We start from the raw sequence: 22,118 nt of genomic DNA, 5'->3' as shown, positions 1-22,118 counted from the left end.
TACATTCAATGCCGCGCGGCATGATTGCGGCACGCCCGCCGCGCGTATCTGACAAAGGACAGGAAGAGACATGACCACGAAGGAAACGGTAGCTTACGATCCGCAGAACGTCTTCGCGCGCATCCTGCGCGGCGAACTGCCGTGCAACAAGGTCTATGAAAACGAATATGTCCTTGCCTTCCATGACATCGCGCCCAAGGCGCCGATCCATGTGCTGGTCATTCCCAAGGGCGCTTACGTTTCCTTCGCCGATTTCAGCAAGAATGCCTCCGACGCGGAAATCACCGGCTTTACCCGTGGCGTGGGACAGGTGGCGCGCATCCTTCAGGTTGACGGGCCGGGATACCGCCTGCTGTCCAACGTAGGCAAGGAAGGCGGACAGGAAGTCCCGCATTTCCATGTCCACATCTTCGCGGGCCGCGCGCTGGGGGCGATGCTGCCGGAATAACGCAGCAATAACGCGCACCGAACGGATCTTCGCCCCCCCCCGCCAGCCGCAATGGCGCGCGCGTTCAGGCGTCCACCCGCGCCTGTCCCGCGGCCTGTATGGAAAACAGGCGCTGGTACAGCCCGCCCGGATGCGCGATCAGTTCCGCGTGGGTCCCGTCCTCGCACACCTTACCGTGGCGGAAGACGATGATGCGGTCCAGCCCCACGACGGTGGACAGGCGGTGGGCGATCACCAGCACCGTGCGCCCCGCCATCAGCCGCTCCATCGCCTGCTGCACCAGCTGTTCCGATTCGGAATCGAGGCTTGATGTCGCCTCGTCCATGACAAGGATGCGCGCGTTGCTCAGGAACGCGCGGGCGATGGCGATGCGCTGGCGTTCCCCGCCCGACAGCTTGACCCCGCGTTCGCCCACCATGGTGGCGTATCCGTGCGGCAGGCGTTCGATGAACCCCGCCGCGTTGGCCAGCCGCGCGGCATGCATGATTTCGGCGGGCGTCGCGTCAGGCCGGCCATAGGCGATGTTGTCGCGCAGGGAGCGATGGAACAGCAGCGGTTCCTGCTGGACGATGGCGATGCTGGCCCGCAGGCTGGCCTGCGTCACGGTGGCGATATCGATCCCGTCGATCGTGATGCGCCCGCCCTGCACGTCATACAGCCGTTGCAGCAGTTTCGTCAGGGTCGTCTTGCCCGAACCCGACGGCCCCACCAGCCCGACCCGGCTGCCTGCGGGGATGTCGAGGTCCAGCCCGGAAAACAGCGGCGCGCCCCCCTGTCCGGCATAGCCGAAAGTGACATGTTCAAAGCGGATATGCCCCCGCGTCACCTGCATTACCGCCGCGCCGGGACGATCGCGCACGCCCGGCGGGCGCGCGAACAGGGCGACCAGTTCATCCATTTCATTGACCGAACGCTGGACGATGGAAATCTGCTGTCCGATGTCGCGCAGGTATCCCTGCACCACGAACATCATCGTCAGGACATAGGCGACATCCCCCGCATTGGCCCGTCCCCGCGCCCACAGCGCCACGACGGCGGCGATCATGCCGATCCGCATCGCCATGGCCGCCAGCGCCTGCAGGTTGGCGCTGTTGGTGCCCCGCAGCCACGAACGCACCGTGCGCCCGCGCCACCGCCCGACAATCCATGACAGGTGGGCGTCCTCGCGCTGTTCCGCGCCGCTGGCCTTGACCACGGCATTACACGTCACCGCGTCCGCCAGCGCCGCCCCCATGCGGGTGTCCCACGTATTCGCAAGGCGGGAGGCCGGGGCGACATACTGCAGCGTCAGCGTCACCGACAGCGCCACCAGCCCCACTGATCCCACCGCCAGCAGAAGCCCCATCACCAGCCAGTGCAGGCCCAGCACCAGCGTGGTTGCGACAAGGACCAGCGCCTCGGGCACCAGCAGGAGCATGATGGTATCGCCCAGCGTATCCATCGCCCACGTGCCACGCGTGATCTGGCGCACGGTCGAGCCGGCGAAGTTGTTGGCGTGCCATTCGCTGGAAAAGCGCTGCACGCGGGCAAAGGCCGACGTGACGATACCTTCCATGACCCGGGCATTGAGGTGCGTGATCCCCTTGTACGACGCGCGCCGTCCCATGACCCCCGCAAGGCCGAGCGCCGCCAGCCCCGCGACCATCCACGCCGCGTCCCGCGTGGCGTTTCCCGCCCCATGGGACACGTCATCGACCAGGCGTCCGGCCAGCAGCGGCGTCATCACGTCCGTCAGGGTCGCGACCAGCACCCCGCCCAGCGTCCAGGCCAGCAGGCGCGGATACGCCCGCCACCGGGCGATGGCGAAGCCGAGGACCGCGAAAAAGGTGCGCCGCGCACGATCGCGTGGCGGACGGGAGGCGTGGCTGGAATTACTCATCTATGTCCCGATGCCCCGCACATGCGGCATGGGGGCCGCGCGGGGGATATGGCGATAATGTCAGGGAATGGCACTGACTATCCGACCTGCCATGCCCCGAACAAGCCTCAAAGTGGCGCGTGGCACGATTTACAGAAGCCTGCAAAGCGTGGAGAAAGACATGTTCACCCTTCCCCGCGACGCAGGACCCTGCATGAACGCCACCCCCCGCACCCGTGCCAGACCCGCCCGGCGCGCCATGACGCTCAAGGAAGTGCGCGCCTTCATCGAACAGCTCGCGGCCGCCAACCCGGACGCGCGCAGCGAACTGAATTTCGTGGATGACTTCACGCTGCTGGTCTCGGTCGTGCTGTCGGCGCAGGCCACCGATGCCTCGGTCAACCGGGCCACGGTCGGGCTGTTCCGCGATGCCCCCGACCCCGCCGCGATGGTCGCCCTGGGGGAAGAAAAGGTTGCCGAGCACATCCGTTCGATCGGTCTGTGGCGGACCAAGGCGCGCAACGTCGTAGCATTGTCGCAGCAGTTGCTGGATCGCTTCGACGGCAGGGTGCCGCATGAGCGCGCGGCGCTGGAATCCCTGCCGGGCGTGGGGCGCAAGACCGCGAACGTGGTGATGAACGTCGCCTTTGGCGACAGCACCATGGCGGTGGATACCCACATCTTTCGCATCGGAAACCGCACGGGCCTTGCCCCCGGCGCAACGCCCCGCGCGGTGGAGGAGCAGCTGGTCAAACGCATCCCGGCCGACATGCTGCGCCCGGCCCATCACTGGCTGATCCTTCATGGCCGTTACGTGTGCAAGGCACGCAGGCCCGAATGCTGGCGCTGCCCCGCCTTCGACCCATGCCAGTACCGCCTGAAGGAAGACATCCGCAACGACGCCCCCGCCCCGGCAGGCTGAACAATAACGGTTTCTGGCAAGGTTTTTTGCAAAAAACCCTGAAAGACGCCGCCTTTTTGAAAAAAGGCGATACCCGAAAACCTTTACTGTTTTCTACCAGTGGATTGTTTTCAAACAGTCCCCGAAGAACGGACCGCAACCATTCATTCGGCGCGGGCCATCGGCAGGTTGGGCGTCCCATGCTGGCCCGGCCCCATCACCCATGGACGCGTGCCTCGCACGGCGCGATCGGAAAGCACCCCGATCCCGCCATCGCGATCGACATGCAACGCCTGCGCGCCCGAACGCCACAGCACAAGCGGATCGATGCGCGGAACGCCGGGACAGGGGGCGCGGTCCACGCCAAGGCTGACCACGAAATCCGCCTGTCCGCACGCAATCCCGCCGCCACCTTCATGCAGCTGCACGACGATATGGCGATGATGCCGCGCCAGCACGCATGTCCCCGCGCGGCAGGCGACGCGCCCGTCCGGCGTCGCCGTCTCATCGGCCAGATCCCCCGCCCGCAGGTCCAGCACGCGCGTCCAGTCATCCATGACAAACCTGTCAACATGCCCCCGCGGCCCCGCCAGCAGGCGGTCCCCGTCGCGCAGCGCCACCATGCGCCCCTGCGCCGGGATCACCAGATCCGGCGGGCGGGCCAGCCACGGCGTGACAAGGGCGCAGGCAATCGGCACGCACCCCCACAGCCGCCACGAACGCAGTGTCCACAGGCACAGCCAGCACAGCCCGAGGAAGAACAGCGCCAGCCCCCACGATGGCATCTGGGGCACCGCGACATGCGCGCCCGGCCACGCGGCGACATGATGGGCCAGCCAGATGACGACGGCATTTCCCCATCCCATCGGCACCAGCGCCAGCCCGTCCAGCCCGAACGGCATCAGCAACAATGCAAGCAGCCCGAACGGCATGATCCACAGCGCCGCAAGCGGCACGGCAATCAGGTTGGCAAGCACGAACCACGCCCCGACATTGCCGAAATGCGCCATGCCCACCGGCAGGCACGCCGTCCCCGCCAGCACGCTGGCAAGCGACAGGCGCGCGATCCGCCCGGCCATCCGATGCCCCGCCGCCGGCGCGTCGCGCAGGGCGCGCAGGGACGCGGCGCAGGCCTCGCCCCCCGCGATCAGCGCCATGACGGCCGCCACCGACATCTGCATCGGCAGTTCCTGCATCTCCTCCGGCTCGATCAGCAGCAGCATCGCGGCCGCCAGCGCGAGGGAGCGCAGGGAGACCACGCGCCGCCCCGTCAGGATGGCCAGCGTGGCGATCGCCGCCATCACCAGGCTGCGCTGCGCGGGCAGGTGCCCGCCCGTCAGCACGACATACCCGCATCCCAGCCCCAGCCCGGCCACCGCCGCGATCTGCCGGCATGGCCAGAACAGCGACGCGCGTTCCGACAGCGCCAGCACGCCGCGCGTGACCGCCATGCCGATTCCCATGACGATCCCCAGATGCAGCCCCGCGACCGCCAGCAGGTGCGCCAGCCCCGAATCCGCGAAATCCGCGCGCATCCGTGGGGAAACATCCCCCCCGCGCCCCGTCAGCAGCGTCGCCGCCATGGCCCCGCGCCCATCGGGCAGCACCGTCATGACCCGGCGCGCGATTCGGGTGCGCGCGTCCTCCAGCCACGCGGCGCCCACACCATCACGCAGGCCCGCATCACCCGGGCCAGCATCATTTGGGCCGCCATCACGAATGCGTGGCGCCTCCAGCGCGCGGGCCGAACCCCCGATGCCGGTGAACCACGCCCGCCGCTGTGCATCATACCCGCCGGGCAGGTCGGGCGGCATCGGCGGGCGCAGCATCGCGCGCACCGTAAGCCAGCGCCCGGGTGTGATCCGTTGTGCGTCCTGCCGCGCGCCCCCGCCCGCTGCGTCATTGGCACGCAGGCGCAGGCGGATCGTGCGGCGCATCGGCGGCATGTCCGCGTCGATGCCATCGCGCAGGCGCACATGCGCAAGGTCCACCCGGCGCACCATTGCGCCCGTGGGGGAAGGCAGGTCCTCCACCGACATGACCTGTCCCTCGATATGGGTGGCACGGCGGGGCAGGTCGGGGAAAGGCGCCGCACGGTGCGCGGCCCCCCATGCGGCAAGGAAACCGCAACATGCCGCGCATGAAAGCCCCACGCCAATGCGCGTGCGCAGCAGCCCGCCACGCCAGCGCAGCAGCCCCGCCCCGATGGCGCAGATCATGATGGCGGCCACGACCCACAGGGGGCCGGGTTCGCGCGACAGGCTGAAATACGCCGCGTTCCCCGCCCCCATCGCTACCGGCAGCCACAGCACCAGCCGCGCGCGCTGCGGCCACAGTCGCGCCGCCAGCCACGCGGGCAGTGCCCGGGCATGCCGCAACGGCGCGCGGGGGGACGCAGGATCGGGGATAAGGCTGCTCCGTCAGGGTTGCGCGTAAGGAAGGGACGATTCGACCGTATATATCACGCCCGCCGGACGCGATATCGACCGGCCCGGACGCACCTGCCCCCTGTTGGCTGGACCCAACACATGCTAAGGAGCCGTTTCATGACTGTCCGTACACGCTTCGCCCCCAGCCCCACCGGCCTGCTGCATATCGGCAACGCCCGGGCCGCCCTGTTCAATTTCCTCTATGCCCGCCATCACGGCGGCAGTTTCCTCCTCCGCATCGAGGATACGGATCGCGAACGCTCCACCCAGAAGGCGGTGGACGTGCTGTTCGACGGCCTTGCATGGATGGGAATCCAGTGGGACGAGGAACCCGTGTTCCAGTCCACCCGGCAGGCACGCCATACGCAGGTCGCGCATGAGCTTCTGGAACGCGGGCTGGCCTATCGCTGCTACTGCACGGCCGAGGAACTCAAGGAAATGCGCGAGACGGCGATGGCCGAGGGCCGGCCGCCGCGCTATAACGGGATGTGGCGCGACCGCGATCCCGCCGACGCCCCCAGGGACGCGCCCTATACCGTGCGCATCAAGGCCCCGCGCGAGGGGGAGACCGTCATCCACGACCTGGTGCAGGGCGAGGTCCGGGTCGCCAACTCCGAACTTGATGACATGATCATCCTGCGCGCCGACGGCACCCCGGTCTATCAGCTTGCGGTGGTGGTCGATGACCATGACATGGACATCACGCACGTCATCCGCGGCGACGATCACCTGACCAATACCTTCCGCCAGGCGATGATCTATCGCGCGATGGGATGGGACCTGCCGAAATTCGCCCACCTGCCGCTGATCCACGGCCCTGACGGCGCCAAGCTGTCGAAGCGCCACGGCGCGCAGTCGGTGGTGGAATTCCGGGAGATGGGTTACCTGCCGGAGGCGCTGGACAACTACCTTCTGCGCCTTGGCTGGGGCCATGGCGACGCGGAAATCCTGTCGCGCGACGAGCAGATCAGGCTGTTCGACCTTGACGGGGTGGGCCGGTCCCCCTCGCGCATGGATTATGCCAAGCTTCTGCATATCAACGGCGTGTGGATGCGCCGGGCCGATGATACGCGCCTGACCGATGACGTGATGGAGCGCCTGTCGCAGGTCGAGGGCGTGGACACCGGTGATGCGACGCGTGCGCGCGTCCTGCGGCTGATGCCGGGGCTGAAGGAACGGGCCAAGACGCTGGTGGAACTGGCGGAAAACGCGGCCTTCCTCGGCCGGTCCATCCCGCTGCCGTTCGATGCGAAGGCGCAGAAGCTGCTGACGCCCGAAAACCGCGCGATGCTGGGACGCCTTGCGACGCAGCTGGAGGCGCTGTCCCCCTTCGACGGGCCGGGCATCGACGCGACGCTGCGCCGCTTCGCGGAGGAAAACGAACTCAAGCTTGGCAAGGTGGCGCAGCCGCTGCGCGCGGCGGTCACGGGGTCGAGCATGTCGCCCGGCATCGATGACACGCTTCTCGCGCTAGGCCGCGACGAAGTCCTCGCCCGGATCAAGGCGGTTGCCCATGAATGAACGCGCGACACACTCCCCCGCCCCTCCACGCGCGACGGGGGGGCAGTTCTTTCGCGCGTCCCCCCGGCACCTGCTGGGGGTGCAGGGCATGCACCCGACCCGAATCACCCCGATCCTCGACCTCGCCGAAAGCTATACGCTGCTGAACCGCTCGCGAAAGACGCCGCGCGACCTGCTGCGGGGGCGGACGCTCATCAACCTGTTTTTCGAGGACAGCACCCGCACCCGCACGTCCTTTGAGCTGGCGGGCAAGCGGCTGGGCGCGGACGTGGTGAACATGTCGGTGGCCAATTCCTCGGTCAACAAGGGCGAGACGCTGCTGGATACCGCCGCGACGCTGAACGCCATGCGCACCGACCTGCTGGTGGTGCGCCATTCGCAGTCCGGCGCGCCCGCCCTGCTGGCGCAGAAGGTGGAGGCCAGCGTCGTCAACGCCGGCGACGGGACGCATGAACACCCGACGCAGGCGCTGCTCGACGCGCTGACGATCCGCCGCCATTTCAGCGGGCTGCACGGCCTGACGGTCGCGATCTGCGGCGATGTCAGCCACAGCCGCGTGGCGCGCTCGAACATCCACCTGCTATGCGCGATGGGCTGCAAGGTGCGCGTCGTGGGCCCGCCGACGCTGGTGCCGCGCGCCATCGCCGCGCTGGGGGTGGAGGTTTACCACACGATGGAAGACGGGCTGCGCGACGTGGATGTCGTGATGATGCTGCGCATCCAGCGCGAACGGATGAAGGGCGGGCAGGTCCCCAGCCCGCGCGAATATTTCCGTTTCTTCGGGCTGGACGGGAAACGCCTGGCGCTGGCGCGGCCCGGCGCGCTGGTGATGCATCCCGGCCCGATGAACCGGGGGGTGGAAATCGACAGCCGCGTCGCCGATTCCGAACAGAGCGTCATTCGCGAGCAGGTCGAGATGGGGGTGGCGGTGCGCATGGCCGTGCTCGACCTCCTCTCCCGGGGGGAGGACATGCGATGAGCGCGACCATATTTGAAAATGTGCGCCTGATCGATCCCGCCAGCGGCGTGGACCGGCCCGGCCGCCTGCTGGTGCGCGATGGCGTGATCGCGGGCATCGACCTGCCGCAGGCCGAAGGCGCGCCCGAGGGGGCGGCCATCGTGCGTGGCGACGGGCGCATGGTCCTGTGCCCCGGTCTGGTGGACATGCGCGTCACCATCGGGGAGCCGGGTTTCGAATACCGCGAGACCGTAGCGTCGGCCGCGCGGGCCGCGGTCGCGGGCGGGATCACGACGATCGCCGTGCTGCCGAACTGCCTGCCGACGATCGACGACCCGGCGCTGGTGCGCCTGCTGCGCACGCGGGGCGAGGAAACCGGCATGATCGGCATCCTGCCCTATGGCGCGCTGACGCGCGGGTGCGAAGGCAGCGAGATGGCGGAAATCGGCCTTCTGAACGAAGCCGGGGCGGTGGCGTTCACCGACGGCATCCGCGCCATTGCCGACACGCGCCTGATGCGCCAGCTCCTGACCTATGCCCGCGCGTTCGGCGCGATGGTGGTGCAACACCCCGAGGACCCGGCGCTGGCGCGTGGCGGCTGCGCCACGGATGGGGAACTGGCGACGCGGCTTGGCCTTGCGGGCATTCCCCCGGCGGCGGAGGCCATCCTCATCGCGCGCGACCTGCGCCTTGCGCGCATGACGGGCGGACGGCTGCATTTCGGCCATGTCTCCACCGCCGAGGGTCTGGACCTGATCCGGCAGGCCAAGGCGGACGGCCTGAATGTCACATGCGACACCGCGCCGCCCTATTTCGACCTGAACGAGACGGTGATCGGCGATTTCCGCACCTATGCCAAGCTGTCGCCCCCCCTGCGGGCGGAGGCGGACCGCCGGGCGGTCTGCGCGGCGCTGGCCGACGGGACGATCGACGCCATCGCCTCCGACCATGCGCCGTGCGACGCCGATGACAAGCGCCAGCCCTTTGCCGTCGCGGCGGCGGGGGGAACGGGCCTTGCCACGCTGCTGTCGGTGACGCTGGCGCAGGTGCATGCGGGCAACCTCGCCCTGTCCGACGCGCTGGGCCTGCTGACGCACCGTCCCGCCGCCCTGCTGGGCAGCGGGGCCGGGACGCTGGCGGCGGGGGCTGCGGCCGACCTGTGCCTGTTCGACCCGGAACGCGCCTGGAAGGTGGAGGCGGGCGAACTGCCCGGCAAGGCGCAGAACACCCCCTTTGACGGACGCGCGCTGGAGGGACGGGTGCTGGCGACATGGAAGGCCGGGCGACAGGTGTTCGGGCTGGATACGCCATGATTTACGGCATTCCCTCCTATGACCTGCCGCTCATGGCGGGGGTGGGGTTCCTGTCCTACCTGATCGGCAGCATTCCCTTCGGGCTGGTGCTGACGGCCCTGTCGGGGGAGGGTGACATCCGCCAGATCGGGTCGGGCAATATCGGCGCGACGAACGTCCTGCGGACCGGCAACAGGAAACTGGCGGCGGGGACGCTTGTCCTCGATGCGACCAAGGGTGCGTTCGCGGTGTTCTGCGCCTTCGTGCTGTGTCCGTTCCATACCGGCGCGGCAGAGGCGCTGGCGGCGGCCTGCGCGGTGGCCGGGCACTGCTTTCCGGTATGGCTGAAATTCAAGGGCGGCAAGGGTGTCGCCACGGGACTGGGCAGCATGATCGCCCTGTCGCCCGCCATCGGGCTGTGCTGCTGCGCCGTGTGGCTGATTTTCGCCAAGGTGACGAAGATATCGTCCGCCGGGGCGCTGGTGGCGTTCGCGGCCCTGCCCCTGCTGATGAACTGGCCGGGCCATATCCCCTTTTCATCGCCCATCTACCTGTCGGGCGTGCTGATCGCGCTGCTGATCCTTGCGCGGCATCACGCCAACATCACCCGCATCTTTACCGGCACCGAACCACGGATCGGCCAAGGCGGCAACCAGGGCGGGAAATGAACGGGCCGGGCCCTGTCCCCGCCGCCACCGTGGCCGCATGCCTGCGGCTGGCGCGCACGCGGGGCATCGGCCCGGTTTCCTATCACCGCCTGATCCGCGTCCATGGTTCCGCCGCGGCCGCGCTTGACGTCCTGCTGCGCGGGCGCGACGCCGACCGCGTGCCCCACGCCGATGACATCGCGCGGGAGATGGAGCGCACGGCGCGGATCGGCGGGCGCGTCATTGTCCATGGCGACCCTGACTATCCCCCCGCCCTTGCCATCGTGGCGGACGCGCCGCCGGTGCTTTCGGTCATGGGGGATGCGACGCTGATGCGCGGGCGGGTCGTGGGCGTCGTGGGGGCGCGCAATGCCTCCTCCGGCGGGATGCGCATCGCCGAAAGCCTGTCCGTCATGCTGGCGGCGGCGGGGGTGTGCGTCATGTCGGGGCTGGCGCGCGGAATCGACGCCGCCGCCCATCGTGGCGCATTGCCCGCGCGCCGCACCGTGGCCGCCATCGCGGGCGGGCTGGACTGTCCCTATCCCCCCGAACATGCCCGCCTGCATCATGAAATCGCGCAACATGGCGCGCTGGTGACGGAGGCCCCGCCCGGCACCGTGCCCCAGGCGCGGCATTTCCCGCGCCGCAACCGCCTGATCGCGGGAATCAGCCTTGGCTGCGTGGTGATCGAGGCGGCCCTTCGCTCCGGCAGCCTGATTACCGCGCGCATGGCCCTCGACTATGACAGGATCGTGTTCGCGGTTCCCGGCTCCCCGCTTGACCCGCGCTGTCATGGCAGCAACGACCTCTTGCGCCAGGGCGCGGTCCTGACGGAGAATGAGCGCGACATCCTGCGCGAACTGCCGTCGGGGCCTGTATCGCCGCCTCTTTTCACGCCAGTCGCCAATCCCGCGCCAGCCCTGCCGGAAATGGCGGAAAACGCCCCTTCCGCCCCCCGGATGGACGCCCGTGGGGCGCATGAGGCGGTACGTGAACTGCTGTCTTTCGCGCCATCGAGTGTTGACGATATCGTACGGCGCTGCCAGTTCTCGACGGCAACCGTCCTTGCGGTGCTGTCGGAAATGGAAATGTCGGGCCTGATCGACGTCCTTGCGGGGGACATGGTCGTCCTGTCTTCCGCCCCCCGGCATGGCCACGGACAACCGATGGATTGATAAAGCGTGATCCGGAGACACAATGACTGACGTCGTGGTGGTCGAATCGCCAGCCAAGGCGAAAACGATCAATAAGTATCTGGGTGACAACTACACGGTTCTCGCCTCGTTCGGGCATGTGCGCGACCTGCCGCCCAAGGATGGCAGCGTGCGCCCGGACGAGGGCTTCGCCATGGTATGGGAAGCCGACGAGCGCGGCGCCAAGCAGATGGCGGCGATCGCGCGTGCCCTGCGCGGGGCGCGGCACCTGTATCTGGCGACTGACCCGGATCGGGAGGGGGAGGCGATCTCGTGGCATGTCCGCTCCATGCTTGAGGAGAAGAACCTCCTCAAGGGTGTGGACGTGCAGCGCGTGACCTTCAACGAGATCACGAAAAGCGCCATCCAGACCGCCATGGCGCATCCACGCGACCTCGATTTCCCGCTGATCGAGGCGTATCTGGCGCGGCGTGCCCTGGACTACCTTGTCGGTTTCACGCTTTCCCCCGTGCTGTGGCGCAAGCTGCCGGGATCGCGCAGCGCGGGCCGCGTGCAGTCCGTCGCCCTGCGCCTGATCTGCGAGCGCGAGGCGGAGATCGAGGTCTTCCGCCCGCGCGAATACTGGTCGATCACCGCCGCCTTCGCCACGCCGAAGGGCGCGTCCTTCACCGCGCGGCTGACGCACCTTGACGGGCGCAAGCTCGATCAGTTCGACCTCAATGACGAAGCCCGCGCCATGGCCGCCAAGGCCACGGTCGAAGGCGGCAGCTTCAGCGTCGGCGCGGTCGAACGGCGCAAGGTCAAGCGCAACCCGCCGCCGCCCTTCACCACCTCGACCATGCAGCAGGAGGCGTCGCGCAAGCTCGGCATGGGCGCGCAGGTGGCGATGCGCACGGCCCAGCAGCTGTATGAAGGCATCGATATCGGCGGCGAGACGGTCGGCCTGATCACCTATATGCGAACCGACGGCGTGCAGATGGCGGGCGAGGCCATCGGCGCGATCCGTTCGCATATCGGCCGGGCGTTCGGCGACGATTACGTCCCGGCCAAGGCCCGCGTCTATTCCACCAAGGCCAAGAACGCGCAGGAAGCGCACGAGGCCATCCGCCCGACCGACGTGCGCCGCACGCCCGCCGACATGGCGCGTTACCTCAACGCGGACCAGAAGCGGCTGTATGAACTGATCTGGAAACGCTCCGTCGCCAGCCAGATGCAGTCGGCCGAACTCGACCAGGTGGCGGTTGACATCCGCGATGCGCAGGGACGCTGCACCCTGCGCGCGACGGGGTCGATGATCGCGTTCGACGGGTTCCTGCGCCTCTATAGCGAAGGGCGCGACGACAGCGCGACGAAGACGGACGAGGATTCGGATCAGGACCGCATGCTGCCCGCCATGGGCGAGGGCGACGGCCTCAGACGCGGGGACGTCGCGGCGGACCAGCATTTCACCCAGCCGCCGCCGCGTTATTCCGAGGCGTCGCTGGTGAAGAAGATGGAGGAAATCGGCATCGGCCGTCCCTCCACCTATGCCTCCATCCTGACGGTGCTGCGCGACCGCAATTATGTCCGCCTCGAAAACCGCCGCTTCATCCCCGAGGATCGCGGGCGGCTTGTCACCGCCTTCCTGACCTCCTTCTTCGAACGCTATGTCGATACGCAGTTCACGGCGGGACTGGAGGAGCAGCTTGATGACATTTCGGGCGGGCGGGCCAACTGGCGCGACGTGATGTCGGCCTTCTGGAGCGACTTCTCCCACGCGGTGGACCAGACAAAAGACCTCAAGATCTCCGACGTCATCAGCGCGCTGGACGCGGACCTTGCCCCCTATTTCTTCCCGCCGAGGGAGGATGGCGGCGACCCGCGCGTCTGCACCGCGTGCCATACCGGGCGGCTGGGGCTGAAGCTGGGGCGTTACGGGGCGTTCATCGGCTGTTCCAACTATCCCACGTGCCAGTACACCCGTCGCCTCGTGGTTGACCCCAAGGAGGCGGAGGACGCGGATTCCCTCAAGGAAGGGATGCGCGTCCTTGGCAACGCGCCCGATGGCGGGCCGGAGGTCACCGTGCGGCGCGGGCCGTGGGGGCTGTATGTGCAGCTTGGCGAACCCGACCCCGAGGACAAGAAGGCCAAGCCCAAGCGCGCGACCATCCCGCGCGGGATCGAAGGGGACAAGATCACGCTGGAACAGGCGCTTGGCCTGCTGTCGCTTCCGCGCATCGTGGGCATCCATCCCGAAACGGGAGAGCCGATCGAGGCGGGGCTTGGCCGCTTTGGCCCCTATGTGAAGATGGGGGCGGTGTACGGGTCGCTGGACAAGGATGACGATGTCCTGACGGTGGGGCTGAACCGCGCGGTCGACGCGCTGGCGAAAAAGCTTGCCTCCATCCGCACCATCGGCCCGCACCCCAAGGACGGAGAGCCGGTAATGGTGCGCAAGGGCCGCTTTGGCCCCTATGTCCAGCATGGGCAGATCGTCGCCACCCTCCCGCGCGGGCAGGACATGAACGATGTCACGATGGACGAGGCGCTGGCCCTGCTGGCGGAAAAGGGCAAGCCGCTGAAGGCCAAGGCGAAAGGCAAGACCACCAAGGCGAAGGCAAAGACCACGACGCGCAAGGCGAAGGCGTCGAAAACGGCCGATGGCGCTGACGCGGCCGAAGGCGAGGCCCCGGCGAAGAAGCCCGCGCGCAGGAAGACCGCCGCGAAAAAGGCCACCACCAGCAAGGCGGCCCCGAAAAAGGCGACCGCCACCAGAAGCCGCAAGGCCCCGGCCGATACCACGACCGACGCTGCGGCCGATGCCCCGACGGACAAGGCCGACTGACGATGCGACAGCCGCGCCCGTCCGACGCGGTGCCGGACATGCGAACCGAAACCCCGCGCGACGGGACGGGACAGATGCCCGGACGCGACGCCGTGCGGCAGTTCATCGCGAATGCGACAGGACGCGTGGGCAAGCGCGAGATTTCACGTGCCTTCGGCCTCGGGCCGGAGCACAGGGCGGCGGTGCGCGACATGCTGCGCGAGCTGGCGCTGGAAGGAAGCGTGGCCCCGGCCGGCGCGCGGCGTTTCCGTGCCTCGGACCGCCTGCCTGAATCCGCCGTGGTGCAGGTCACCGGCACCGATCCCGACGGCGACCCGATCGCGCGCCCCGTCAGATGGGAAGAGCCGGGCGCGCCCCCCGTCATCTTCATGCATGCCGAGGTCCGGGGCCGCCCCGCCCTGGCGCCGGGGGAACGCGTGGTCGCGCGCCTGAAGAAGATCGGGCCGGGCAGGTACGAGGGCCGCACCCTGCGTCGCATCGACGACGCACCGCCCCGGATCGTCGGCCTGTACCGCGCCACCCCGCCCGACGATCCCGATGCCGCCCGCACGCCCGCGCGCTATCGCGAGGCCGGGCGCCTGATCCCGGCGGACCGCCGCGCCCGCGCGCAATGGAGCATTCCCGCAGGCGAAGCCATGGATGCCCCCGACAATGAAATCGTCATGGCGATGCCCCTGCCCCAGTCGGGGCCGGGCCTGCATCCCGCGCGGATTGTCGAACGGATCGGCCCGGCGGACAGCGCGCGCACCATCAGCCTGATGTGCGCCTGCGCCCACGACATCCCCCTTGCCTTCCCCACCCGCGCCGTGGAGGACGCCGAAGCCGCGCGCGCCGTGCCGCCGGCGGGGCGCACCGACCTGCGCGATGTGCCATTGGTCACCATCGACGGGGCCGACGCGCGGGATTTTGATGACGCCATCTATGCCGAGCCGGACGGCACGGGCTTTCGCCTGCTGGTCGCCATCGCCGATGTCGGCTGGTATGTCCGCCCCGGCAGCGCGCTGGATCGCGAGGCGCTGCGGCGCGGCAATTCGGTCTATTTCCCGGATCGGGTAATCCCCATGCTGCCCGAGGCCCTGTCGAACGGGTGGTGTTCGCTCCGCCCTGGCGAGGATCGCGGCTGCCTGTTCGTGGAACTGCATGTCGACGCGGGCGGCGTCCTTACCTCGCACCGCTTCGGGCGCGGCCTGATGCGCAGCGCGGCGCGCCTGACCTATGAACAGGCGCAGGCCGCGGCCGACGGCCATGGCGACAGCACGACCGCCGCCCTGCCCGAAGGGATGATCGGCTGCCTGTTCGCGGCATGGCGCGCGCTGGCGGCGGCACGGGCGCGGCGCGGGACGCTTGACCTCGACCTGACGGAACGCAGGGTCACGCTGACGCCCGACGGGCATGTCGGCACGATCGGGCCGCGCGTGCGCCTCGACAGCCACCGCGTGGTGGAGGAATTCATGATCGCGGCCAATGTCGCCGCCGCGCGGGAACTGGAAAACCGTCATTATCCGTGCCTTTATCGGATTCATGCCCCTCCTTCGCCCGAAAAGCTCGATTCCCTGCGCACGGCGCTCGACACGCTTGGCGTGCGGCTGCCGCCTGCCGGCATGATCACGGCGTCCGACCTTGATGCCGTGCTGCGCCAGACGCGCGGGAGCGCGTGCGCGCCACTGGTCAATGAACTGATCCTCAGGGCGCAGAACCAGGCAGAATACAGCCCCGATCCCATCGGACATTTCGGCCTGACGCTGACATCGTACGCCCATTTCACCAGCCCGATCCGCCGCTATGCCGACCTTGTCACGCACCGCGCGCTGATTGACGCGACGGGGCTGGAACGCGGCGGTCCGGACCATGGCCGCGCGGCGCTGGGCCAGCTGGAGGAAATCGGCCGCGCCGTCACCGCCACCGAACGCCGCGCGGCGGCGGCGGAACGCGACGCGATCGAACGCTATGCCGCATCGTGGCTGTCGGGGCGAATCGGCAGCGTGATGACGGGCCGGGTCACGGGTGTATCGCGTTTCGGCATCTTCGTGACGCTGGACGCGACCGGCACGACGGGGCTGCTGCCGCAGGCCGCACTGCCGACGGACCAGTGGCATCATGACGAGGGCGCGCAGTCCCTGACGGGACGGCACAGCGGGCTTTCATTCCGGCTGGGCCAGGAAATCGCGCCGCGCCTGGCGGAGGCATCGCCCCTGACGGGCGCGCTGCTGTTCGACCTGCCCGATGATGCCGCGCGGGTGGACGCGCAGCCCGGCCGCGCGCGCAGGCGGCGCGGATGAAGCGCCGCGCCCGTTCCCTGCTGCCGCCCCTGTGCGCGATGGTTTCCATCACCATCACCCGCGCGCCCGTGGCGGAAAAGCCGCGCGGGCTGCGCATGATCCTGCAGGTGCCGCGCGACACCTTCATCATGATCCTTGTCGTCGCGCGCCTTACGACCGCCGCCTATGCCGATGACCCGCTGGTTCCGGCCACCCCGGCCACCCCGCAGCCCCTGCCAACGCAGGAGGCCGATGCGCCGGGCGGGCATTTCGACCCCACCCTGACATCGTCTGTCGTGCGGGCCAGCCTGTCCTTCCTGCTGCCGCGCACGCTGGAAAGCCACACGGTCCGCGATTTCAGCCTGTGGGGCCTGAACGGGCTGAGCGCGATCGACCCGTCCCTGACGGTGGAGGAACAGCACGGCATGCTGCACCTGTCGGTGGCGCAGCATACCGTGCTTGCGCTCGCCAGCCCCGCCGCCGACGACCTGCAGGGATGGACGGATGTCATCACCCGCATGATGGAAACCGCGTGGGAACGTTCGTCAGACATGCGCGCGACCGGCCAGGACGGGATGCTGCAGGGATTCTTTGATGAACTGTTCAATCACCTCGACCCCTATTCGCGCTATGTCGCGCCACAGGCGGCGACATCGGACCGCGACATCCGCAGCGGGGGCGCCGCCAGCGCGGGCCTGACGCTGGGGCTGGACCATCACGCCATCATCATCACGGCCGTCAACGCGAACGGCCCGGCATGGCCGACCTCCCTTTCGGCGGGGCAGGTCATCTATGCCGTCAACGGGCGTTCCACGCAGGACCGTTCGGTCGAGACGGTCACCGCGTGGCTTCAGGGGACGCCGGGAAGCATGGTGCGGCTGCTGGTCGGCGCGCCGGGGCGGCGTCGCACGACCGTCTCGCTCCGTCGGGAATCCGTCCCGCCGGAAACGGTCTTCGCCTATACCAGCGGGCATCACGTCGTCCTGCACATCACCGCATTTTCCGCCAACACCGCCGAGGAGATGAGCCAGTACCTCGACGAGGCCATGAACATCGCGCACCTGAGCGGGCTGATCCTCGACCTGAGGGGCAATCGCGGCGGCGTGCTGCAGCAGGCGGTCACGACGTCGGCGCTGATGCTCGACCACGGGGTCGCGGCGATCACGCAGGGACGCGACCCGCAGGCCAACCATGTCTGGGCGGTGCAGGGCGGCGACATGACGAACGGGCTGCCGATCGTCATACTGGTCGATGGACGTACCGCAAGTGCTGCGGAAATCCTGGCCGCAGCACTTGCGGACCAGAAACGCGCCGTCGTGGTCGGCAGCGCCACGCTGGGCAAGGGGCTGGTCCAGACCATCGGACAGATGCCCAACGGCGCGGAGCTGTTCGTGACATGGAGTCGGGTTCTCGCGCCGCTGGGCTGGCCGTTGCAGGGGCTGGGGGTCATGCCGCAGGTCTGCTCCAGCCTGGGGGAGGCGAACCTCGAACAGCAGCTGCAGGACCTTGCCGGCGGCAATGCCGACAGCACCGCATGGATCCATGCCTCCCGCCTGGCGCGCTTTCCGGTGGAAGTGTCGCGCACGCTGGCGATCCGCAAGTCCTGTCCCGCCGCGATCGGCACGGACAACGACCTTGATGCCGCCCATTCCCTGCTGGACAATCCGGAGGAATACCGCGCCGCGCTGGCGACCATTCCCGATGATCCCGCGACCCCGCCCGCCCATGCCGGGCCGGAATAGCAATATATTGTGTTATTCCTGCATGCCTCCCTCTGTATTTATGCAAAACTGGACCCGCGATGATGGAAGATGAAGGGCGCCTGAAAACCGGGATCTGGGTCAGCGCGGTCCTGCGCCAGGCCAGTCTGACGGGGAATCCTGCGGTTGTCCTGCATCGTGGCGATGCCGACGCGGGCGGGGTGCTGGTGGTGTTGCGCGACCGTCACGACATGATGACGGTTCTGGCGCAGACACGCACACCCGATGGACGGCGGGCATGGTTCCGGGCTACAGGGGAGGCGGCTGTGGATCAGGCCGCCGTGGACACGTACGTCACACGGCAGATGGGACGGGATCCCGATCTGTGGGTCGTGGAATTCGAGACGCCTGATCTGGCGCCACCATTTGAGGCAAGGCTGATATGAAGCGCGTGATCTTGCGAAGGTAGAAAGCTTATCTGGTACGCTGTCATGTGTGACATCTCGCACACAGTTGAAAATGACAGTGGGCCATGTCGCCACAAGCGGCAGTATGGTCACCGCTTATGGATTGTCAGGATGGACATCTTTCCGCAAAAGAATGCACAGACTGACCGCCCAGAGGAACATTGCACGTTCACCCGACCGGGCAACATGTTGGAAATGGCCCGTCGAAGGGAGAAGAAGAGTATGAATCTGCGGTACGGACTGCTTGCAGGGTCTTTATTGGCTGGCTCGGTTACCCTGGGCTCCGTGCTTGTATCGGTTCCGGCACTCGCCCAGCCCGTGCAGGGGCTGTACATGTCGGGCGAAGGCGGCGCCAGCCTGCCGCAGGGACAGGTGGTGCGCAATTCCTCCGCGCGCGACAAGTACAGCCCCGGCGCGGTGGGAATCGGCAGTATCGGCTATGGCCTCGGCAACGGTTTCCGTGTCGAGCTTGAAGGCCATTACCGCCACAACAACCTCGAATCCCTTGGCTCGACCGCCGGCAAGTACAATGCCCATACCAACGGGCGGCAGGAAGAATCCGGCCTGATGGCCAACGCCCTGTTCGACCTCGACATCGGCAAGAGCTGGCTTTTCCCCTATTTCGGGGCCGGCATCGGCTATGGCTGGCAGAACATGAACGCCCTGATCACCGGCAATTATGCCGGGCAGGCCTACAGCCAGCATGTCGGCGGGACCTATGGCAACTTTGCCTATCAGGGGATTTTCGGCCTGTCCTTCCCCATTCCGTGGGCGGTGGGCCTGTCCGCCACGGCGGAATACCGGTTCTGGACCATGCTGGGGCCGCAGTCGCATCATTCCGTCATTTCCGGCCCCGCCACGGCGGCGCTGAGTTCCGATTACGGGTTCCGCAACGGCAACCGCGACACGCGCACCGACTTCAACCATTCGGTGATGCTGGGCCTGCGGTATGAGTTCAATCCCGCCCCGCCGCCGCCGCCGCCCGTAACCGCGCCCGCGGCACCCGCCCCGGTGGAAAACCGCACGTATCTTGTCTTCTTCGACTGGGACAAGAGCACGCTGACCGACCGGGCGCGCGCCATCGTGGCCGTCGCGGCGCAGGCGTCCACCAATACGCAGACCACCCGGATCGAGGTGAACGGGTATACCGACAATTCGACCGGTCATCCCGGCCCGCAGGGCGAGCGTTACAATCAGGAACTGTCCCTGCGCCGCGCGCAGGTCATCAAGGCGGAACTGGTGCGTGACGGGGTTCCCGGCCCCTCGATCGACATCCATGGCTTTGGCGACGCCAACCCGCTGGTTCCCACGGCCGCCAACACGCGCGAGGCACAGAACCGGCGCGTGGAAATCATCCTGCACTGACCTTCGTAATCCCGCCACGCGCCAGCGCGTGGGAAATACGGACATGAAAAAGGCGGCCCCGTTCCAGGGACCGCCTTTTTTCGTGCCTGCCTGTCCGAAGCCTCAGACGAGGCCGTTGAACAGCGAGGTGGACAGGTAACGCTCCGCAAAGGAGGGGGCGATCGTCACGATCGTCTTGCCCTCGTTCTCCGGCTGCTGCGCCAGCTGCATGGCGGCATGAAGCGCAGCCCCCGATGAAATGCCGACCGGCACGCCATCAAGGCGCGCGCATCGCCGCGCGGCTGCGATCGACTCCCGCTCAGAAACGGTCAGGATGCCATCAAGGCTGTGCAGGTCCAGCGTATGCGGGCAGAAGCCCGGCCCGATCCCCTGAATGCCATGCGGCCCCGGTTCATCGCCATTCAGGACGGCGCTTTCCACGGGCTCCACGCCAAAGACCTGCAGCCCCTTCTTGCGCGGCTTCAGCCCGTGGGCGATGCCGCTTGCCGTGCCGCCGGTCCCCACGCCTGCGACGATGATATCCACCTCCCCGCGCGTATCGACCCAGATTTCCTCCGCCGTGGTGGCGGCGTGGATCGCGGGGTTGGCGGGATTATCGAACTGGCGTGGCATCCACGCGCCGGGCGTGTTCTTCAGGATGGCCTCGGCCCGCGCGATCGCCCCGGCCATGCCCAGGCGAGCGGGCGTCAGTTCCAGCTGCGCATCCAGCAGGCGCAGCATCTTGCGCCGTTCGGTGGAGGCCCCTTCGGGCATGGTGACAATCAGGCGATACCCGCGCGCCGCCGCGACAAACGCCAGGGAAATGCCGGTATTGCCCGATGTCGGTTCCACCAGCGTCGTCTTGCCCGGCGTGATTTCGCCCCGCCGTTCGGCATCCATCACCATCGCCGCGCCAATCCTGTCCTTGACCGACCCGAGGGGATTGAAGAATTCCAGCTTCATCAGCAGGCGGCTTTTCAGCTCATCCTCACGCATCAGGTGTGGCAGCTCCACCAGCGGCGTTCCGCCGACCGTCTCGGTAATGGATCCGTACACCCTGCCCCGTGGCTGGGCGAAGCCGAATGTCATGTCCTGGTCGGTCGAATCGTTCATACGTCGAACTCCTGCTGATGGATCAATATGCAATCGTGCCCCTGACATAATCCACTGCCATCCTGAACAGAAGCGTGGATCATCCGGACAAATGCTGATAAATCCGCCACGGATGAATTTGTTTCACAAATGGGACCGTACGATATGCTTCTCCGGTGTGACAGGACCATGATCGCGATACTGATCATGCTTGATGTGGCATTTCATGCGGGTCGCAATGGAACCGTCAGCGCGGCGGACATTGCCGAACGCGCCAACCTGGCCCGGCGGGGGATCGAACCCCTGCTCCAGACCCTGTCGCGTTCGGGGCTGCTGGAAAGCATCCGCGGGCCACGAGGGGGATATCGCCTGGGCCGGCCACGGCGCGACATCCTGCTGTCGGACGTGCTGGAGGTCGTGACGGCGGATGAATCCGGCGATGGCGGCCCGACAGGGCAGCTGTTCGACAAGGTGATCGAGCCCTGCTGGAAGGAGCTTGACGACATGGTTGAAAAACGCTGCCGCAAGCTGACACTCGATGACCTGGTGAAGCGGGCCGAGCATAGCGGCATGCGCCGTCCCCTGCCTGAACCGATCACGTTCTCGATCTGAGGATATTCTTCCCCGTCATGGTGACAGGTACTTTCGGGTCTTCTCGTGTCACGTGCACAGGGTTGACGGGCATCCCTGAAACATAAAGGCCATCCGACAGCACAGCCGCCGGTGGGACGCATCCGCCGCAGCCGGCGACGGATGCCAGTCATCACATGTGAGTGATTGACGTCACTTCGCCGCCGTGCTGACGCTCGGCGCCTCGACATGGGCGGTGATGTTCAGCGTATCGCGCGGTTCCTTTTCCCCACGGATCAGCTGCACGCGGAACGTGTCGTTCCCGGCATACGCCGTATTGGGCGTATAGGTCACGTATGTGTGATCGTTATAATTATAGATGAAGGCCTTGCCGTGTTCCGGCGCGGGCGACACCCCGAACGAGGCATAGGCATGGCCGTCGGGCTTGCGCACCTCGACCGCGCAATAGCCGTCGTCGCTACGCACCTGCATCGCCGTGGCCTGCGTATTGGTGCCTGCCGATGTCAGCGGATCGACATGGCACAGGCCCGATACCTTCATGTAATTGTAGGGATTCGGGGGGCCGCCGAGATTCACAGCCGGCTTGTTCATACATCCGGCGAGCAGAACGCCCGTCGTCATCATCATTGCAGAC

Annotated in this window: 17 protein-coding genes; 13 read left to right on the top strand and 4 right to left on the bottom strand. The window is 67.5% G+C overall.

All coding sequences use genetic code 11. From position 1 onward, the window contains the following. The first annotated feature begins 70 nt into the window (after positions 1-70). Positions 71-448: a histidine triad nucleotide-binding protein gene (locus CFR71_RS06835; protein ID WP_110529010.1), complete on the top strand. Its 378-nt coding sequence runs from the start codon at positions 71-73 to the stop codon at positions 446-448. 64 nt (positions 449-512) lie between these two features. Here CFR71_RS06835 and CFR71_RS06830 read toward each other — a convergent pair whose 3' ends face one another. Continuing rightward, complete coding sequence (locus CFR71_RS06830; protein ID WP_110529007.1) at positions 513-2,327, bottom strand: ABC transporter ATP-binding protein; 1,815 nt, start codon at positions 2,325-2,327, stop codon at positions 513-515. 238 nt (positions 2,328-2,565) lie between these two features. Here CFR71_RS06830 and nth point away from each other — a divergent pair, with 238 nt between their 5' ends. Next, entirely contained in the window at positions 2,566-3,228 is a 663-nt protein-coding gene (gene nth, locus CFR71_RS06825) for an endonuclease III (protein WP_207781336.1), read from the top strand. 143 nt (positions 3,229-3,371) lie between these two features. Here nth and CFR71_RS06820 read toward each other — a convergent pair whose 3' ends face one another. Further along, positions 3,372-5,585 (bottom strand): ComEC/Rec2 family competence protein, encoded by a 2,214-nt coding sequence (locus CFR71_RS06820; protein ID WP_239020291.1) that lies wholly within the window; start codon positions 5,583-5,585, stop codon positions 3,372-3,374. Between the two features lie 168 nt (positions 5,586-5,753). Between CFR71_RS06820 and gltX the strand changes: the two genes are divergently transcribed. The 10 genes from gltX to CFR71_RS06770 all read left to right on the top strand — a co-directional run bounded on the left by gltX (position 5,754) and on the right by CFR71_RS06770 (position 19,822). Then, positions 5,754-7,157 carry a glutamate--tRNA ligase gene (gene gltX / locus CFR71_RS06815; protein WP_110529001.1) on the top strand — a complete coding sequence of 468 codons (1,404 nt, stop codon included), beginning with the start codon at positions 5,754-5,756 and terminating at the stop codon, positions 7,155-7,157. Further along, positions 7,150-8,136: an aspartate carbamoyltransferase catalytic subunit gene (locus tag CFR71_RS06810; protein ID WP_275399376.1), complete on the top strand. Its 987-nt coding sequence runs from the start codon at positions 7,150-7,152 to the stop codon at positions 8,134-8,136. Before gltX ends, CFR71_RS06810 begins: the two co-directional genes overlap by 8 nt. Then, positions 8,133-9,428, top strand: coding sequence for a dihydroorotase (locus CFR71_RS06805; RefSeq protein ID WP_110528998.1), 1,296 nt, complete (start codon positions 8,133-8,135; stop codon positions 9,426-9,428). The genes CFR71_RS06810 and CFR71_RS06805 overlap by 4 nt, the downstream gene beginning before the upstream one ends. Next, a complete protein-coding gene (gene plsY / locus CFR71_RS06800; protein ID WP_110528995.1) occupies positions 9,425-10,075 on the top strand; it encodes a glycerol-3-phosphate 1-O-acyltransferase PlsY in 651 nt (216 codons plus the stop codon). The genes CFR71_RS06805 and plsY overlap by 4 nt, the downstream gene beginning before the upstream one ends. Continuing rightward, complete coding sequence (gene dprA, locus CFR71_RS06795) at positions 10,072-11,229, top strand: DNA-processing protein DprA (RefSeq protein WP_110528992.1); 1,158 nt, start codon at positions 10,072-10,074, stop codon at positions 11,227-11,229. The genes plsY and dprA overlap by 4 nt, the downstream gene beginning before the upstream one ends. A 22-nt stretch (positions 11,230-11,251) precedes the next feature. Continuing rightward, positions 11,252-14,032, top strand: coding sequence for a type I DNA topoisomerase (topA, locus tag CFR71_RS06790; protein ID WP_110528989.1), 2,781 nt, complete (start codon positions 11,252-11,254; stop codon positions 14,030-14,032). Positions 14,033-14,034: 2 nt separating this feature from the next. Beyond that, a complete protein-coding gene (locus CFR71_RS06785) occupies positions 14,035-16,311 on the top strand; it encodes a ribonuclease R family protein (protein WP_110528986.1) in 2,277 nt (758 codons plus the stop codon). Beyond that, a complete protein-coding gene (locus CFR71_RS06780; protein ID WP_110528983.1) occupies positions 16,308-18,032 on the top strand; it encodes a S41 family peptidase in 1,725 nt (574 codons plus the stop codon). Before CFR71_RS06785 ends, CFR71_RS06780 begins: the two co-directional genes overlap by 4 nt. 59 nt (positions 18,033-18,091) lie before the next feature. Next, positions 18,092-18,436 carry a DUF1491 family protein gene (locus tag CFR71_RS06775; protein ID WP_408889607.1) on the top strand — a complete coding sequence of 115 codons (345 nt, stop codon included), beginning with the start codon at positions 18,092-18,094 and terminating at the stop codon, positions 18,434-18,436. Between the two features lie 243 nt (positions 18,437-18,679). Next, the gene (locus CFR71_RS06770) at positions 18,680-19,822 is read left to right on the top strand and encodes an OmpA family protein (protein ID WP_165829326.1); all 1,143 of its coding nucleotides are present in this window, start codon (positions 18,680-18,682) and stop codon (positions 19,820-19,822) included. A 102-nt stretch (positions 19,823-19,924) separates the two neighbouring features. On the opposite strand, the gene cysK is transcribed toward CFR71_RS06770, so the two are convergent. Next, the gene (cysK, locus tag CFR71_RS06765; RefSeq protein WP_110528978.1) at positions 19,925-20,914 is read right to left on the bottom strand and encodes a cysteine synthase A; all 990 of its coding nucleotides are present in this window, start codon (positions 20,912-20,914) and stop codon (positions 19,925-19,927) included. Between the two features lie 144 nt (positions 20,915-21,058). On the opposite strand from cysK, the gene CFR71_RS06760 reads away from it, so the two are divergent. Then, the gene (locus CFR71_RS06760) at positions 21,059-21,505 is read left to right on the top strand and encodes an RrF2 family transcriptional regulator (RefSeq protein WP_110528975.1); all 447 of its coding nucleotides are present in this window, start codon (positions 21,059-21,061) and stop codon (positions 21,503-21,505) included. Positions 21,506-21,676: 171 nt separating this feature from the next. On the opposite strand, the gene CFR71_RS06755 is transcribed toward CFR71_RS06760, so the two are convergent. Further along, positions 21,677-22,075, bottom strand: coding sequence for a hypothetical protein (locus CFR71_RS06755; protein ID WP_239020290.1), 399 nt, complete (start codon positions 22,073-22,075; stop codon positions 21,677-21,679). Positions 22,076-22,118 lie beyond the last annotated feature (43 nt).

Source organism: Novacetimonas pomaceti (assembly GCF_003207955.1).
Taxonomy (GTDB): Bacteria; Pseudomonadota; Alphaproteobacteria; order Acetobacterales; family Acetobacteraceae; genus Novacetimonas; species Novacetimonas pomaceti.
This window is presented reverse-complemented; position numbering and strand designations above follow the sequence as displayed.

Excerpts from the sequence above, each read along its gene's own strand:
- CFR71_RS06835 (WP_110529010.1), top strand. The coding sequence starts at position 71 with ATGACCACGAAGGAAACGGTAGCTTACGATCCGCAGAACGTCTTCGCG.
- CFR71_RS06830 (WP_110529007.1), bottom strand. The coding sequence starts at position 2,327 with ATGAGTAATTCCAGCCACGCCTCCCGTCCGCCACGCGATCGTGCGCGG.
- nth (WP_207781336.1), top strand. The coding sequence starts at position 2,566 with ATGACGCTCAAGGAAGTGCGCGCCTTCATCGAACAGCTCGCGGCCGCC.
- gltX (WP_110529001.1), top strand. The coding sequence starts at position 5,754 with ATGACTGTCCGTACACGCTTCGCCCCCAGCCCCACCGGCCTGCTGCAT.
- CFR71_RS06810 (WP_275399376.1), top strand. The coding sequence starts at position 7,150 with ATGAATGAACGCGCGACACACTCCCCCGCCCCTCCACGCGCGACGGGG.
- CFR71_RS06805 (WP_110528998.1), top strand. The coding sequence starts at position 8,133 with ATGAGCGCGACCATATTTGAAAATGTGCGCCTGATCGATCCCGCCAGC.
- plsY (WP_110528995.1), top strand. The coding sequence starts at position 9,425 with ATGATTTACGGCATTCCCTCCTATGACCTGCCGCTCATGGCGGGGGTG.
- dprA (WP_110528992.1), top strand. The coding sequence starts at position 10,072 with ATGAACGGGCCGGGCCCTGTCCCCGCCGCCACCGTGGCCGCATGCCTG.
- topA (WP_110528989.1), top strand. The coding sequence starts at position 11,252 with ATGACTGACGTCGTGGTGGTCGAATCGCCAGCCAAGGCGAAAACGATC.
- CFR71_RS06785 (WP_110528986.1), top strand. The coding sequence starts at position 14,035 with ATGCGACAGCCGCGCCCGTCCGACGCGGTGCCGGACATGCGAACCGAA.
- CFR71_RS06780 (WP_110528983.1), top strand. The coding sequence starts at position 16,308 with ATGAAGCGCCGCGCCCGTTCCCTGCTGCCGCCCCTGTGCGCGATGGTT.
- CFR71_RS06775 (WP_408889607.1), top strand. The coding sequence starts at position 18,092 with ATGATGGAAGATGAAGGGCGCCTGAAAACCGGGATCTGGGTCAGCGCG.
- CFR71_RS06770 (WP_165829326.1), top strand. The coding sequence starts at position 18,680 with ATGAATCTGCGGTACGGACTGCTTGCAGGGTCTTTATTGGCTGGCTCG.
- cysK (WP_110528978.1), bottom strand. The coding sequence starts at position 20,914 with ATGAACGATTCGACCGACCAGGACATGACATTCGGCTTCGCCCAGCCA.
- CFR71_RS06760 (WP_110528975.1), top strand. The coding sequence starts at position 21,059 with ATGCTTCTCCGGTGTGACAGGACCATGATCGCGATACTGATCATGCTT.
- CFR71_RS06755 (WP_239020290.1), bottom strand. The coding sequence starts at position 22,075 with ATGAACAAGCCGGCTGTGAATCTCGGCGGCCCCCCGAATCCCTACAAT.